General features: G+C 66.2%; 13 protein-coding genes and 1 pseudogene. 8 read left to right on the top strand and 6 right to left on the bottom strand.

Translation table 11 applies throughout. The features are described from left to right. Nucleotides 1–9: 9 nt before the first annotated feature. Nucleotides 10–1,518: a hypothetical protein gene (locus tag WME90_RS12360; RefSeq protein ID WP_437281305.1), complete on the bottom strand. Its 1,509-nt coding sequence runs from the start codon at nt 1,516–1,518 to the stop codon at nt 10–12. 172 nt (nt 1,519–1,690) lie between these two features. Between WME90_RS12360 and WME90_RS12355 the strand changes: the two genes are divergently transcribed. The 3 genes from WME90_RS12355 to WME90_RS12345 all read left to right on the top strand — a co-directional run bounded on the left by WME90_RS12355 (nt 1,691) and on the right by WME90_RS12345 (nt 4,796). Next, on the top strand, nt 1,691–3,385 hold the full coding sequence (locus WME90_RS12355; protein ID WP_437281304.1) for a recombinase family protein: 1,695 nt from the start codon (nt 1,691–1,693) through the stop codon (nt 3,383–3,385). Between the two features lie 646 nt (nt 3,386–4,031). Continuing rightward, nucleotides 4,032–4,499: a hypothetical protein gene (locus tag WME90_RS12350; RefSeq protein ID WP_437281303.1), complete on the top strand. Its 468-nt coding sequence runs from the start codon at nt 4,032–4,034 to the stop codon at nt 4,497–4,499. Between the two features lie 21 nt (nt 4,500–4,520). Continuing rightward, a complete protein-coding gene (locus WME90_RS12345) occupies nt 4,521–4,796 on the top strand; it encodes a hypothetical protein (RefSeq protein WP_437281302.1) in 276 nt (91 codons plus the stop codon). A gap of 307 nt (nt 4,797–5,103) precedes the next feature. Here the strand turns inward: WME90_RS12345 and WME90_RS12340 are convergent, their stop codons facing one another. Continuing rightward, nucleotides 5,104–6,039 carry a hypothetical protein gene (locus WME90_RS12340; RefSeq protein WP_437281301.1) on the bottom strand — a complete coding sequence of 312 codons (936 nt, stop codon included), beginning with the start codon at nt 6,037–6,039 and terminating at the stop codon, nt 5,104–5,106. A 450-nt stretch (nt 6,040–6,489) separates the two neighbouring features. Between WME90_RS12340 and WME90_RS12335 the strand changes: the two genes are divergently transcribed. The 3 genes and pseudogenes from WME90_RS12335 to WME90_RS12325 form a co-directional block, all read left to right on the top strand. After that, nucleotides 6,490–8,079, top strand: coding sequence for an IS1182 family transposase (locus WME90_RS12335; protein ID WP_437281300.1), 1,590 nt, complete (start codon nt 6,490–6,492; stop codon nt 8,077–8,079). Between the two features lie 356 nt (nt 8,080–8,435). Beyond that, nucleotides 8,436–8,594 carry a hypothetical protein gene (locus WME90_RS12330; protein WP_437281299.1) on the top strand — a complete coding sequence of 53 codons (159 nt, stop codon included), beginning with the start codon at nt 8,436–8,438 and terminating at the stop codon, nt 8,592–8,594. 130 nt (nt 8,595–8,724) lie between these two features. Next, nucleotides 8,725–8,916 (top strand): annotated as a pseudogene (locus WME90_RS12325) (hypothetical protein); the annotation flags it as partial. A 110-nt stretch (nt 8,917–9,026) separates the two neighbouring features. Here the strand turns inward: WME90_RS12325 and WME90_RS12320 are convergent. Continuing rightward, nucleotides 9,027–9,395: a hypothetical protein gene (locus WME90_RS12320; RefSeq protein WP_437281298.1), complete on the bottom strand. Its 369-nt coding sequence runs from the start codon at nt 9,393–9,395 to the stop codon at nt 9,027–9,029. Between the two features lie 1,836 nt (nt 9,396–11,231). On the opposite strand from WME90_RS12320, the gene WME90_RS12315 reads away from it, so the two are divergent. Beyond that, entirely contained in the window at nt 11,232–11,672 is a 441-nt protein-coding gene (locus WME90_RS12315) for a hypothetical protein (protein WP_437281297.1), read from the top strand. A 40-nt stretch (nt 11,673–11,712) separates the two neighbouring features. Beyond that, on the top strand, nt 11,713–12,069 hold the full coding sequence (locus tag WME90_RS12310; protein ID WP_437281296.1) for a hypothetical protein: 357 nt from the start codon (nt 11,713–11,715) through the stop codon (nt 12,067–12,069). 212 nt (nt 12,070–12,281) lie between these two features. Here the strand turns inward: WME90_RS12310 and WME90_RS12305 are convergent, their stop codons facing one another. Genes WME90_RS12305 through WME90_RS12295 form a run of 3 tightly spaced genes read right to left on the bottom strand, consistent with a single transcriptional unit; the run spans nt 12,282 to nt 13,933 of the window. Next, nucleotides 12,282–12,413 (bottom strand): hypothetical protein, encoded by a 132-nt coding sequence (locus tag WME90_RS12305; protein ID WP_437281295.1) that lies wholly within the window; start codon nt 12,411–12,413, stop codon nt 12,282–12,284. 16 nt (nt 12,414–12,429) lie between these two features. Continuing rightward, nucleotides 12,430–12,990 carry a sigma-70 family RNA polymerase sigma factor gene (locus tag WME90_RS12300; RefSeq protein WP_437281294.1) on the bottom strand — a complete coding sequence of 187 codons (561 nt, stop codon included), beginning with the start codon at nt 12,988–12,990 and terminating at the stop codon, nt 12,430–12,432. A 55-nt stretch (nt 12,991–13,045) separates the two neighbouring features. Continuing rightward, nucleotides 13,046–13,933 (bottom strand): helix-turn-helix transcriptional regulator, encoded by an 888-nt coding sequence (locus tag WME90_RS12295; protein ID WP_437281293.1) that lies wholly within the window; start codon nt 13,931–13,933, stop codon nt 13,046–13,048. Nucleotides 13,934–14,042 lie beyond the last annotated feature (109 nt).

The raw sequence follows: 14,042 nt of genomic DNA, 5'->3' as shown, positions 1-14,042 counted from the left end.
CGCACGGCGTCAGCTCGCGGCGCGCAGCCACCGCCGGGAGAGCTCGATCACGCGCGCGTTCTCGGGGATGTCGAGGAAGCCCCGGCGGTGCGCCGCGGGCAGCGCCTCCGCCCGCGCGAGGAGCCGGGCGCGCGCGCCGGCGATGACCGCGGACGCGCCCTCCCGCTCGCCCGCGGCGTGCAGCGCCTCCGCATGGACGAGGTCGGCCAGCGCGCTCTTGTACCCCGGCACGCTCCAGCGCTCGTGCGCCGCCGCGACCTCCCGCGCCGTGGAGAGCGCGTCCGCAGCGCGGCCCACGGCGAGCTGGATCGAGGACAGGAGCGCCTTCGCCCCCACCTGCTCCAGCGGGAACGACGCGAGGAGCTCGATCGCGGTCAGCGCCTCGCGCTCCGCGGCCTCGAGGTCTCCCTCGCCGCGGAGCACGCTCGCGAGCGCCCAGCGCGCGAACCCTTGCTGCAGCGGGGTGCGCCGCTCGATCCCCACCCCCAGCATCCTCGCCGTCTCGGCGCGCGCGCGGCCCAGCGCGCCGAGGTCGATCAGGACCTCGATGCAAAGGAACGTCCGGAGCCACGAGACCGGCCCCAGCTCTTCGCCCGCGGGCATCGTCTCGCCGAGCTCGCGCTCCGCCCGGCGGAGATCGCCGAGCAGCCGGGCGACCATCCCGATCGCCACCTGCGCGACGATCGAGCCGCGCCAGTACCCCGCCTGCACGAAGCTCGCGCGCGCCGCCTCGGCCGTGCACAGGCCCGTCCACAGGTCCCCGTCGGTCCACGCCTCGTAGTACGCGAGGGCGCTCTGCAGCCAGCCGCGCGCGACGGGATCCCGCTCCGCGACCGGCTCCGTCACCTCGCGCACCCGCCTGATCAGCGCGTCGGCGAGCCTGAACTCGCCCAGCTGGGCGGCGTAAAAGCACCCGGCCGCGAGCGCGAACGCCGCCGAGCCGATCCCCTCCGGGGCGAGCTCGACCGCCTGCAGCGTGCGCACCGTCGCCATGAGCTCGTCGAGCCGGCCGAGGTGGATGTCCGCGGAGATCTTCGCGGGCACCGTCCTCACCCAGGGCATGCTCCCGGGCGTCAGGAGGCGCTGCGCCTCGTCGAGGTACAGGCAGGCGTGGTCCCACTCGCTGCGCCACGCGTGGACCTCCGAGAGCACGCCCAGCAAGCTCAGGTGGACCGCGTCCGGCGCGCCGCACTCGAGCCCCCGCCGGGCGCGCGCGATCGCCGCGTCCTGATCGCTCCCCCGGAGCGCCTGCTCGGCGGCGCGCAGGTAGAAGCTCCCGGCGCGCGCGAGGTCCAGCCCGCGCTCGAGGTGCTCGGCGAGCATCGCGGGATCGCTCGCGCCGCTCTCCTCCAGGAAGGCGGCGGCGAGCCGGTGCCCGAGGACGCGATCCGTCTCCGTGAGCATCTCGTACGCCCCCTCCCGCAGGAGCGCGTGCCGGAACATGAACTCCTCGTCCCCGGGGAACCGGCCCTCCTTGCGGCGGACGATCACCTCCCTGTCGACCAGCTCCGAGAGCACGTCGTGCGGAGAGGCCCACGGCGCCGCGCTCCCGAGGAGAGCCGCGACGCCGCCGCGCCAGAGTAGCGGAACTTTTAGTACACGCAGGGGAGGCCGAAATTCCGGCCAAAACCGGCGATTTGCTCAGCCGGCCGGGCTGAACTACGATCAACCTTTCTGACAGGTAAAACAAATGACACACGCAACCCCCAACGCCGCGATCAGGCGGACGCTCGGCTACCCGCGCGTCAGCACGAGGGAGCAGGAGATCGCAGGCGTCTCCCTGGACGCCCAGGCCGAGAAGATCGGCAACTACTGCCGGCTCCATTCTCTGCCGGAGCCGATCCTGTTCCCGGAGGTAGAGAGCGGCGGCGAGGAGAACGAGGCGAACCGGAAGAAGGTTGCCGCGCTCCTGGCGGACGTCCGCCGGGGGGACATGGTCATCGTGACGGACATCGACCGCTTCGGGCGCGACGTGGTCTTCATTGTCAAGAACGTCCGTCAGATCATGCGCAAGGGCGCCGTGTTCGTCGCCATTGACAAGGGGTTCGATTCGCGCTCGCCGATGGCAGAGGACACGCTCGCCAACTGGGCGGTCGGGGCGGAGCAGGAGCGACGTCGGATCAAGGAGCGAACCGAAGGGGGGCGGAAGCACCTGCGTGCCCAGGGGTACTTCGTCGAAGGGCATCCGCCGTTCGGCTACGAACGCCAGCCGAAGCCCAAAGGGACGAAGACGCCGCTCCCCCTCCGCGTGGTTCCGGAGCACGCCGCGGCGGTTCGCAGGATGTTCGCGCTCTCACTGGAAGGCTATAGCGTATTCCAGATCGCCAAGCGGCTCCGCCAGGAGTATGGCAGCATCAAGGCGTTCGGACGCGCCTGGGTTATTACCGCGCTGCGCAACCGAACCTACACGGGCCGTGTCGCAAAAACCAGCGTGCGACCGAACGCCACGCGCGGCGTGGTACAACTTCCGGCCGAGTGGATCGTTGCGCACGAGGCGATCATCGACGATGAAACATTCAACAACGTTCAGCTTGCACTGAGAGGCCGTCGCCGCGGTAGGAAGCCCCAGGACGATTCTGGGACGGCTAACCACTTGCTCCGTGGCATCTGCCGCTGCGCGGAATGCGGCGGTAGCGTCGCTGCCGTTCCGGTGGACCGCAAGGGCCGGCATAAGGTGGGCTACTACGTTTGCCGTGGCCATGTGGAGCAGAAAGAGAAAGGTGTCCGGTGCAAGCTTGGTGCATGCCTTCGCCAGCCCGACGCAGACGCGGCCGCGAGCGAGCAATTCTTGACGTTTGCTCGCTCGCTCCTCACTTCGCTAACTCGACCGCCACGCCAGATCGAGAAGCCAGATTTCACCGCCCAGCGCCGCGAGATCAAGACCTCGCGACAGCGAGTTGTGGAATTTGTCGCGAAGGGTCTCTTCACCGTCGACGATGTGAAGATGGAACTGAATCGACTCGATGACGCGCTTGCAGCCATTGAGGCAAAGGAAGCCGAGCTCAAGGAAACAGCAGGCAACGACACTGTCGAGACACGAAAGCACGCACATGCCTATGTCCAGCAGATAGTCGACGAATGGGGCGTTTTTCCGATAGAGATTCGACGAGCGCTGATCCGCGCGTTCTCCTCGAAAGTCGAGAAAACGAAGGACCGGCAGATCAGGACCACATGGCGCGATCCATCGCAGATATCCGCGGCACATGGAGCGCAGGAGTTGCCGGCGCTCCGCCCTGCGACGAACGTCGCTGCGCTGCCCGCCCCCTCGCCCGTCGCCCCTCTGTCCCCGATCGTCGCTGCGCTCCCAGCGCCGTCGATGTCGGCGCGTGACTATCTTGGCACGATGGAAGGTGCTTCAGCTCCGGTCGAGCGTTCGCAGAGCTGACTACCGGGCTCCGCGTCCTCCGCGCGGACGGTGATGACGCCCAGGATAGTTGCTGCGGTATTGCGCAGGCTGCTTGCTAGCCATCGCGAGAGTGAGCGGTACCGGTCACGCCAATACACCTCATCGCGAGGGGGAGCGCTCGCGGTCACGGCCGTGGCGGTCGGCCCCCCTCCGAGATGCCCTGCTTGCCGCTGAGTAGCAACCCGTCCCGATCTGCTCCGCCGGTTTCGCCGTGATCCACTTGACGGCTCGGCCATAGACTGCTGCCTCCCTCGGGCGTTGCCGGCCGCCATCTCCGACGATGCGTAGACGCATTCCGGGTACCTGCCTCACACTCTCTCCTCGAAGCGCCCTCCTTGCCACTCTCGCCGACCCGAACGCGATCCCCTTGGCTCGTGCGAGGCGATCCGCTTCGCGATCCCGCCTGCGAACCACGAGGCCGGTCCCTCGTAGCGCCCGCCGCGTCCGGCGTGGGGGGGGGCGCCGACGTTTTCCGGCGGCGGGTACTCGACGGGCCGGCACGGGGCGGCCGCCGAGAGGCGGCTGGCATCGCGAGGATGGGGGCAAGCGCACGTCCACGACGTCGGTCCCTCTTGACGTCCGTTCCTGGCGCTGGTCTTTGTCGCTGCGTCTCACACCTGGAGGGATGATGAAATCTGCCTTGTTCACTTCCTGCATTCTGTTCGCTCTCAGCGCGGCGATTACCTCGGGGTGCAACGAAACGAAGCAAGTAACAGAGTCGCTTGCCGACCATGCTGGGGTCAACGTCCGCACACCTCAAGTGGTAATTGACGAGGAGATGGCAATCGACGCTGATGGATGGCAGGCAAGGGGCTTCTCGCTACCATCGCCAAGGCCCGTTCAGGTTACCGCGCAAGGCATCAAGCACACCGACAAGGGATTTCGTGTTTTTCTCATGGATTCAGCCCAACTTAAGAACTTCAAGGAAAAGAATGAGTTTCGACACATTCCGAGCTTTGAAGGGCTAAAGATTCGTTCGTACTCTCACACCGGCGAGCTCCCGGCAGGAAGTTGGGTTGCTGTTGTGGTAAATTCGGAGAACATCATCAATAGCATGGTCGTAAAGCTCAAAATCGTTGTTGATCCCAAGTAGCCCGGCACAGGATCGGTTCATATGATCGTACGCTATCGATGGTCGGCGGTCGGTACATCGTCGCTGCTGACGATACTTGGCCTTATGATGAGCGGGGCTCTTCTCGACAATCCGGGCGTGGATCTCATCATAGGGATTCTGGGAGTGGCTACGGTGCTCGTCAGCCTGGTCCAACTTGGCGCGTCGTTCATGATACCGGACGACGTGCGATGCCCGAAGTGCGGCGAAGGATGCCGCCTAAAAATGCGGATGTCCGGCGTGCCGGAACTCCGGTCAATTGTCGACGGTGAGCGCTGAAACGCTGGCGGATCCGACACGCCTGGACCTCCGAGCAGGAGATCATCAAGTAAGCACAGCCACGCCGCCGATGACGGCGCGCTGACGGTCGCACGCGAGGAACTACGCGAGCGCGGCCGTTCGCCACCGCTCGGCGAGGATCTGCGCGTGCGACCCGCGCGCCACCGTCCCGCCCGAGCGCTGCCCCCTCGCGGCGCGGTGAGGCAGTCTGCCGCAGTTGACGGCGCCCTGACGGTCGCACGCCAGGAGGCACTCGCTACCCGCCGCGCGAAGCGCGGCCAGAGCGGCCACGCGCACGGCCGTTATATCAGGAAAGCAACGACGAAGGGTTGCGGACGCCCAAGATGTCTTCAATACACTTATCGAGGCTCGCTGCATCCTCGCACAATCGGATGCGTTCCCGGTCAGCGTCAGTGAGTGTGAATCCGATGCGAGTTAGAAGGCGAAGACTCGCCTCACGCCTCCCGTTAAGCTCCCGCTGGGTAAGCTCGTGCTCATCAGATTGGGGCACGTTGCCTGGCCGCTGCTCAGCTTGCCGCGACTCTACCCATTCCGACCACATCGGCGACGCACCGAGAAGTCCGTGAATCACCTGCTTTGCGCGTTCACGCTCCTTCTGGTTCCTGTCCCACTGGTCGAACGAGTAATTCATTGCTGGGTCGATACGCTTGACGATCACACGCTTCGAACGAATGGACACGCACCCGACCCGAATCGGCGGCTGCGTATATCCATTGTCCAGGTGATCATACAGCTTGTCAAGCATTGCCTCGGTGACCAGTACCTCTCCCGATGCACTTGGTCCAAGCAGCGCGCCATGAACGTAAAGGTTTCGGTGCAGCCATTTACGCGCTTGGACACCTGACGAAACTCCAACCACCTGGAGAGCGTTACGCAGCGCGGCCATGTCACGAAATAGTTGTGCGAAATGCGAGAGCTGCAACGACTCGTCTTTGACTTCGACGAGGTGAACATGGAGGTTGTGCCCCCAACCATTCGAGTGTCGCACCGCAAAGTACGTCTCGACGAGGCCAACAACGCTGTCGCCGCCGACAGGACCGCTTCCAGGAATGACGACTCGTCGTCTAACCTGGTGCTCACACGTATCGTAGCCGAAGACCTCTCCTTCGCTGGTGACCGAACGATATGCTTTCGCCCTCGGCAGCACCTCGTCGAATACATCTGCCGCCCGTAATTCAAGCCAGCGGCCATAAATGGTTTCCGCGAGTTCCACGCTGGCCATGATACGCGTTGGCCGCTGCCTGTCAACGGGATGCAGATCGACAGGACCAGAGCACGACCGGCTTCAGGCAAAATTGATACGCTCATCGGCCCCCCAGTGCTTCGACACGGTTCTGATGAACCGTCGACATGCTCGGAGCCAGCCGTTTCGTAGGGGTTCCGAGCGACAGGATGGCGCACCAGGGCCGCGGTGCGGCACTAGCCAGACGACCTGCCGGTCAGTCCGCTCGCCTCGCTGGTGCGAGTAGAGGATCTCAAGCACAGACGCCACCGGGGCTGTGACTGGCGCAGGTAGCGTGCGAGCGGCGAACGCATGCGCCGGGTTGGTGGCGCGGCGCGATGAACGTCTAGAGGACCGATCAGTTTGATTTTGTGGTAATCCCGAGCGCTTCGATGGAAGGCTCGACGGCCTCGCCGGGCCATGATCTCGTCCGCGCCTGGAGGTGCACGGATGGAACGATGGTTGCCGCCGGTGGAGCTGTCGCGGCAGGAACAGGCGCTCATGAAACGGTTGAATCGGGTGCGAGCCCTGTTCGGCTTTCTCAGGCTGCACCGGCACGAGCTATTCGACGAGACGTTCCAGGAGCAGCTGGAGAGCATGTACCGGACCACGGGAGCAGGTGAGCCGCCGCATCCGCCGGCGCTGATGTGCATGGTCACGCTGCTCCAAGGCTACGTCGGCGCATCAGATGCCGAGGCGGTGGAGCTGTCGATCGTCGACCTTCGCTGGCAGATGGTGCTCGGTTGCCTGGGGGCGGCCACGCCCGCGTTCGCGCAGGGCGCGCTGCAGGCGTTCCGAGAGCGGATGGTCGAGCATGAGATGGACCGGATGCTGCTGGAGCGGACCGTGGCGCTCGTTCGGTCGGGCGCGATGACGGAGAGCGAGAAGCGGGCGGTGTCCAAAGCGCTGCGCGTGGCCATCGATAGCCGCCCTTTGGCGGGAGCCGGGCGGGTTGAGGACACGATCAACCTGCTCGGCCATGCAGCACGCAGCATCGTCCGCGTCGTGTCGAAGATCACGGAGCGCCCGCCCGAGGAGATCTGTCGCAAGGCGGGCATCCCGCTGCTTCTGGCTCCCAGCATCAAGGCCGGGCTCGATCTCGATTGGAGCGACCCGAGACAGAAGGCGGCGGCGATTCAGATCCTGGAGCGGCAGGTCTCGTCCCTGCAGCAGTGGGTGGACCGCCATCTGGACGACGTTGTCGAGCAGCCGCTCCGCTTCTATCTGGATGCGGTCACACAGGTTCGGGACCAAGACCTGGAAACGGCTGAGGATGGGACCGTTCGCATCCGTCAAGGTGTTGCAGCTGACCGCCGTGTCTCCATCGAGGACGCCGAGATGCGCCACGGAAGAAAGAGCCGCTCGAAGAGGTTCGATGGCTACAAGGAACATATCGCACGCGACCTGGACCTTCCCGTCATCGTCGCCTGCGCTGTCACGCCAGCGAATCGCCCCGAAGAAGAGGGGGCCGCACCGATCGCCAAGGACATCCAACGTCAGCGGCTGTGCCTCAGCGAGCTCCATATCGATCGCGCCTATGTGAACAGTCCCGTCGTTGACGACGTGATACGCGACGGTGGCCAGGTGTTCTCGAAGCCTTGGGGACAGCGTGCTCGCAGACCCAACCTGTTCAGCAAGCGCGACTTCAAGATCGACCTGCGCACCAAGACGATCACCTGTCCGGCGGGACAGGTCGAGGTATTCGAGCCGGGCGACACCGTCGAGTTTGATCCTGAGGAGTGCGGCGCGTGCCCCCTCCGAGCCAGGTGCACCCAAGCCGCCTCGGGACGGGGACGGACCGTGTCCATCGCGGAGGACGAGGCTTTGCAGCGCAAATTCCGGAAGCTACAGCAGACGGGGGCAGGTCGCGCCGTGCTCCGCCAGCGGGTGGCTGTGGAGCATGCGCTCGCCCACATCGCGGCACGAAAGGGCCACACTGCACGCTACATCGGCGCCAGGAGAAATCTGTTCGACCTCCGGCGCGCAGCAGCGATCCAGAATCTCGAGGCGGCCCAACGCCTGATGCAGCAGGCAGCGTAACCTACCGTAATTTAATCGTTTTCAATGTGTTCGCCGCTCTAGCGGTTGGTCGTACGGGTGGACACGTCGGTGTGCACTCCACGCGAGGATGGGCCCCGAGCGTGCCGTGGCGATAGGATGACGGCTGCGCGTCCGGAGGGCACGACGGTGCCCGTGCGCCAGCGTACCCGCCGAGCGCAGCCCGTCGCAGCGCCGTGGGGCTGGCCGCCGCGCGACGATCTCGCGCTGACGGCCACGCGCAAAGCGTTGCGCGCGCGGGCCCATGCGCCGGCGTTCCCGCCGAGCGCGGCCCGTCGCGGTGCCACGGGGCAGGCCGCCGCCGATGGTCGCACGCAAGGAACTGCCCGAGCGCGCCCATGCGCAACCCTCCGCCGAACGTGGCCGGTCGCGGCACCACGGTGCAGGCCGCCGCCAACGGGGGCGCGCTGATGGCCACGTGCGAGGAGCTGCACGGCTGCGCGAGCGGGCCCGTGCTCCAGCGTTCCTGCCGAGCGCGGCCCGTCGCGGTGCCCTGAGGCAGGCCGCCGCCGATGACGGCGCGCTGACGGTCGCATCCCAGGAGACGCACGACCGCGGCCGTGCTCCAGCGTTCCCGGAGGTGTGTGCATGGGTCCACGGCGAGCCTGACGCGAGCGGCGCCAAAGGGGCGACGGCGGCTCTGGCGGCCCCGGGCGTCGCGGTGACTCGATCGGAATCGCGTACCTCGACGAGGGCCAGCTCACGCTGGAAGGCGTCACGTGCGAGCTGGGACCGCCGGACCAGGGCGGCACTCGCTGGGATTGGTCGGGCGAGATGGTAACGGGACGGGGTCCGGGTCGAGAAGCTCCGTCTGTCTGATGGGATCGGCGAGCGGGCGCGATATGCACGCACGGGAGAGCTACGCGGCGGAAGTGCAACGCGACGCCTCTTCATGTGCTCGACTGGCGTGCTTCCCACCGGGCAGCGCTTCACCGCAGACGAGCATGCCGATCGCCCGGACGTGGGCTTGGCACCGCGCGCGTCCTGCGCTCCGCCGCCTCCCACGCGGCTCGCAGGCTGCTTTCAAGTTTCCCTCCCCCCTCCGTCGGCGGTCCCATTCGCTTCAGCGCCTCCAGGCGTGCAGCCTCCAGCCTCGACCGGCGCGGCGCCGTCGCCCGGCGCTTCTCCACGAGCTCACCGAGCACCTGCGCCGCGCGCTCCCACTGCTCCGCCGCCCCCGGCGCGTGCGCGATCCTTCGCACGGCGTTCCAGGGCGCTTCAAGCTGATCACACAGGTTGCCGATCTCGGGGTGCAGCCGTGCGATCGCGCGCAGGTGACACCGGGTCTGCTTGTTCATCTGGAAACACTCTTCCAGGACGTGGCTCGGCGCGCGGACAACTCCGCACGCGAGCTCGTACCAGCGCCGCGAGCTCATGCGTCTACAAAAGCACCGAACCAGAAACCTGCCAGAGCGAAGCCTTCATTTTCCGTTCAACTTTAAAGAGCGTTAAAGCACAGTACAAGAGTCGGCTCCTGGCGAGGGCGACGGCATTAAAGTCTGATGTAGCGTGTGACCAAGAGGACGCCGTTTTCACGTGGCACCGTGACCTGACTGGCATTCGCTGGGGCCCGATCAGGTGACCTCGGTGTGCGGGGTGACCCCTCCCGGCGATCCCACGGCCCGGCCGTCGAGCGGGGCCTCGCCCAGCGCCACGGCCGCGAGCCGCGATGGCGTCCACCTGGGCGAGTTCCGCCTTGCACGAGCCTCCCGCCTGGACGAGCTCCGCGGCCCCGTGCGCCGAGTTCGCGCCCCGCCGCGTGCTCGGCTCCACGCCCAGGCCGCCCCGGCGTCCGCCGGGAGGAGCTCACGCCGCGCTCTTCGGGCCGCCCCGCGGTCGTGCCCGCCGCGCGCCGCCCTTGCCTAGGTATGCGACAAAACGGACGTCGGCGGCTCGCCGGAGCCCCTCAGCCGACCCCGCGCAAAATTACCAAATCGACCCCCTTCGCCCCCCCCAAATCGGCCCCTAGGGCGCTCCCTCGAAACGGCCTAACTGCGCGTCACCACAGCGGGTTTCTCGCCTGACCAGATCCCGGTAACTCGCGACGAGTTACCGGGTCGTCAGAATTACCATTTCGTGCCTCCTCACGGGCTCTCGTTCAGGCTCCGTCCCGAACCCGAAACACCCCAACAACCGAGGTTCCGATGCGGCAGGAGCAGCTACCCTCGCGCCGTCGGCGGCTCCAGACGCGCGGTCGTCGGGCCGCGCTGACGGGCAACGCTGCTGCACGGGCGGCATCGTGCCCAGCCCCAGGCGTTCGGCCGTTAGCGCGCAGTGACCGCGACCTGCCCCACGGCGCGCTCCAACGAGTCGCCCGCGCGCGGAACGGCCGCACAGGGACGGCGTCGTGCAGGTCCAGGCGTCCGGTCGTCAGCGCTCCATCAACGCCGTCGAGCGCCGCCCTGCCCACGACGCCGCGCCGGGCCGGGCTGGCGTACGACGTCTGTGGGGCCCTCGAGCGCGGCCCGTCGCAGCGCCGTCGGCTGGCTGCGTTGACGGCCGCGGGCGTGGAACTGCACGACGTCGATCGTGCGCCAGCGTCGTCCGCGAGCGCGGAACCAGCGCGGACGTCGCAGGCGGGCCGCTGCTCGGAGCGCGCAGACGACCGAGCGCCTGGAGCTGCACGACGCCGTCCGTGCGTCCACGTTCGCCGATACGTGTGCCATCGGTCCCGAGTGCGCATGAGACGAGGGGCGGCGAGATGCACGCGCGCCGCAAGCTGTTACGTCGCCGCACCAGCGGGGCCCTCCCGACCGGCCGGCGCACGCCCTCGTGAGCGGGACCTTCTGAGCCGACCGGCGCACGCCGCCGTGGCACGGCCCACGCTCCAGCGCTCGCCACGGCAGCGGGCCTCGTGGCGCCGATCGCCGCACAGCGCCCTGACGGGCCCCCAGCGCCCCCGCCGGCGCAGGCGGCGATACCCTCCGCGCGGTTGACGCTACCCTGGCAGAGTTAGGGAGGGGCTCCTGAAGTGGCGCCATGCATACATCAGCCCACCATTTTCAGTCGCGATGCTGCGATACCGGTGGGACGGAACGGCACGGGGCGGAACGAGCGGCCGGGGGCGCCTCGGGACCGAGGAGCGAAACCCGGAGCCACAGGCGCATGGGAGCCGATCATGATATACGCCACTGATGAACGAAGAGCATTTGGACGACGCTCGCCAGAAGCGAGCAGCCTTCTACGAGCGTTTACAGCTGGCACATGTCGCCGGCGCCGCATTTAAGGGCTTCCCACACCCGGACATAAGGAACGCCGCATTCAATGCTTTCGATAAGCTCGCTGACGTGGAGCGACAGGCGGTTGCGGCCCATCAGCGAGCATACGGCCATCCTACGACTGCGACAGAGGTGCTTTTGCAGGCATGCGCCGAAGCGGAATTCCCGTTCGAGCACGCCCCCGAAGATCATGATCACTGGAAATCTTGGATCGAACGGGTCTACTCGGCCGCAAAAATGCCACTAGAGAGCCTCGGGCGCGAATTCCTCCCACACGCGTGTCGATATGCGCGAGAAGGACGTTTCCTTATGGCCGCCCACATGCTTCGCCTGTTTGTGCAATCATCAGGCAGATAAATAGCACACGAGTTTATCGCAGCAACGAATGGAGGTCGCGATGAAAAAATCCGAATCGAACAACCTAGTCGAAGTATATGAAGTGGAACCCCGGAAGGGTCGGCCGGGTTACAGCTTCAAGAGCGGTGCGCTGGAGTTTTTGCCGGCGGATGGCCCCCTTCCGCAGGTTGGAGACATCATCCTTCTTCCGCGCAACGTAAGCGGCGACAATGAAGAGCAAGCGTACGTGATGGGTATGGTGGCCCCGTTTCGTGTAGTTGAGCGTGAATACCTCTATTACCGGGAGCCGAAAGAGACGCACGACCCCATCGACACCAAGCCCGCTCGCTACCTCAAGACATGGATCTTCGTCCGACGTATTTCCAAAGATGAATACAAGCGGGATCCTGGAACATGACTCCTGGCACTCGACGCCCGCTTCGTGAGCTTTCGGCCACGCGACCCGGAGCGTTGGCGCGCTTGCGGTCGGCGCTACTTCGGGCCGAAGGCTAACCGTTCAAATGAGACCAGAACTCAAATGATGGAAATTCTGTCAAATGACCGCACGGCTCGCTTGCGACGTCGCGGGGCGGGTGCGTTGATGCCGCAGTGACGCAGGCTCGTCGGCAGCTAGATCGAGCCCTCGTCGTCCGTCAGAAGCACACGAATCTTATCGAGAGATTCTCGATTGATCCGCTGCCGGTTCAGGTCGTCTTCGTAGCCGATCTTGACAGGTGACACCTTCGCGACGCCTTTGATCATGCTAGGTCATTGACGCTCACCGCGCTCCTATTCTTCGTGCGGAGATCTCGCCGGCTTCACGAAGTATAATTATGTTGCGCAACTCGCCGATGGCCCGCGTGCGCCGCTTGTAAAGCGTGGAGAGAGGCAGCCCTGCGTCTTGGGCTATCTGGGTCATTGAAGCTCCGTTCAGGTCGTGCGCCACGACAACAAATCGCAGTTCCGGATCGAGCCCATTCACCGCGTCCATCGTGCCAACCCTGACGTCGTCGGACTCCATCGCAGCAGCAGCATCCGGCGCTGGATCAAGCACCTCGATCACATCAACCAACTCCTCCCTCCGGTGTCGCGCACGTTCGTGGTAGTGGGAGGCAACGTGTACGGTGATCGCGTTCAACCAGCGCTCCGGCCTGCCGAACTTCGGATCGAACCTCGGCCAGCTCTCGCAGGCGTTGAGCCAGACCTGGCCAGCGACGTCGCCACGATGGCACCGAGGGACCCCCAGCCTCTCTAACCAGCCCAACACGGCACGAATCAGCCTCGGGCAAAACAAGCGCGCGTACGCCGCAGCGCGCTCGCCTTCATTCGGACGATCCATGGCTTTACCCCCTCAGGGAATCGCATCCTATGAGAAATGCGAGGCTCGGCTACGCTCACCCACGGCTCCCTACTCCCGGAAGGGTCGTGTTCAGCGGAGAGCGATCTACGTCCTCCCAATCGGCAGCGTTTGCGGAACCCGGCCCGCCTTCGTCACGCAGTACCGGGATGCTCGTCAGCGTCGCAGCGCGACGGGCGGGCTCAGTCCCCGTGGCGGCGCGGACAGGGAGCGGCGACCGGAGCCGCGGCAGTGGAGGCGGCGGGAGCTTCGCCCGCGGGCTCCTCGCCGCGAGCTCGGGAGACGGCACCACAGGCGGAGGAACGTCGAGCGCGCGGGGAGGTAGCGTCGGCGGTGTCGAGCTCTGCGCCGACGACGACGTGGGACGCGCCGCGCTCTCGCGCTTGGTGACGGGCTCGCCGACATGGATCACCACGGTCTCCTCGGCGTCCGTCCGGTGGTCGTCGTGCAGCTGCCAGAGGCGCTCCCAGTACCGCGCCGCCGTGCCGGTGAAGGCCTCCAGCTGCCGGGCAAGGCCCGGCGTCATCGGGAGGTCGCTCCTCAGCAACCGCTCCACCTCCCTCGGTTCCAACCCCGTGCTCTCGGCCAGCTTTCTTCTCCACGAAGGCATCGTCGCGCAGAACGACTCGAGCACTCTTCCTGGCCAGGGGACGGGGCGCGCGCGGGGGACTGTCAGCTCCGCGAGCGCCGCGTCGACATGACAGTCCAGAAGGCGCCGGTATCGATCCCGCTCTTCCGCTGCCTTCTCCTTCGCATCGATGAGGGCGGACTCCTCGTCCTCGTGCGCGTGCTCGCGCGCCTCGCGAAGCCCGCGCTCGCGTCCCAGCGCTTCGCGCGCGGTGACCGCGAAGCCGATCGCGACGCAGGCTATCATCGCGAGCCCGAGCGGCGAGGCGAGCCACATCGCACCCAGCATGTCCTCCATAGCAATTCTCCTCCTGGACGTAAGCATTCCTACGCAAGACAGATCTCGACCCTGTGCTGTCTGGTCTGAAGACACCATCAGCGTCACCCTCAGCTCGCCGTCGATCGAC

The sequence above is a fragment of the Sorangium sp. So ce375 genome (genome assembly GCF_051473855.1).
Classification (GTDB): domain Bacteria; phylum Myxococcota_A; class Polyangia; order Polyangiales; family Polyangiaceae; genus Sorangium.
The sequence above is the reverse complement of the archived record's forward strand: the minus strand, read 5'-3'. Positions and strand labels throughout refer to the sequence as shown.

Coding starts and splice junctions, on each gene's coding strand:
- WME90_RS12355 (WP_437281304.1), top strand. CDS start 1,691: ATGACACACGCAACCCCCAACGCCGCGATCAGGCGGACGCTCGGCTAC.
- WME90_RS12350 (WP_437281303.1), top strand. CDS start 4,032: ATGATGAAATCTGCCTTGTTCACTTCCTGCATTCTGTTCGCTCTCAGC.
- WME90_RS12345 (WP_437281302.1), top strand. CDS start 4,521: ATGATCGTACGCTATCGATGGTCGGCGGTCGGTACATCGTCGCTGCTG.
- WME90_RS12340 (WP_437281301.1), bottom strand. CDS start 6,039: ATGGCCAGCGTGGAACTCGCGGAAACCATTTATGGCCGCTGGCTTGAA.
- WME90_RS12335 (WP_437281300.1), top strand. CDS start 6,490: ATGGAACGATGGTTGCCGCCGGTGGAGCTGTCGCGGCAGGAACAGGCG.
- WME90_RS12330 (WP_437281299.1), top strand. CDS start 8,436: ATGCGCAACCCTCCGCCGAACGTGGCCGGTCGCGGCACCACGGTGCAG.
- WME90_RS12320 (WP_437281298.1), bottom strand. CDS start 9,395: ATGAACAAGCAGACCCGGTGTCACCTGCGCGCGATCGCACGGCTGCAC.
- WME90_RS12315 (WP_437281297.1), top strand. CDS start 11,232: ATGAACGAAGAGCATTTGGACGACGCTCGCCAGAAGCGAGCAGCCTTC.
- WME90_RS12310 (WP_437281296.1), top strand. CDS start 11,713: ATGAAAAAATCCGAATCGAACAACCTAGTCGAAGTATATGAAGTGGAA.
- WME90_RS12305 (WP_437281295.1), bottom strand. CDS start 12,413: ATGATCAAAGGCGTCGCGAAGGTGTCACCTGTCAAGATCGGCTACGAA.
- WME90_RS12300 (WP_437281294.1), bottom strand. CDS start 12,990: ATGGATCGTCCGAATGAAGGCGAGCGCGCTGCGGCGTACGCGCGCTTG.
- WME90_RS12295 (WP_437281293.1), bottom strand. CDS start 13,933: ATGGAGGACATGCTGGGTGCGATGTGGCTCGCCTCGCCGCTCGGGCTC.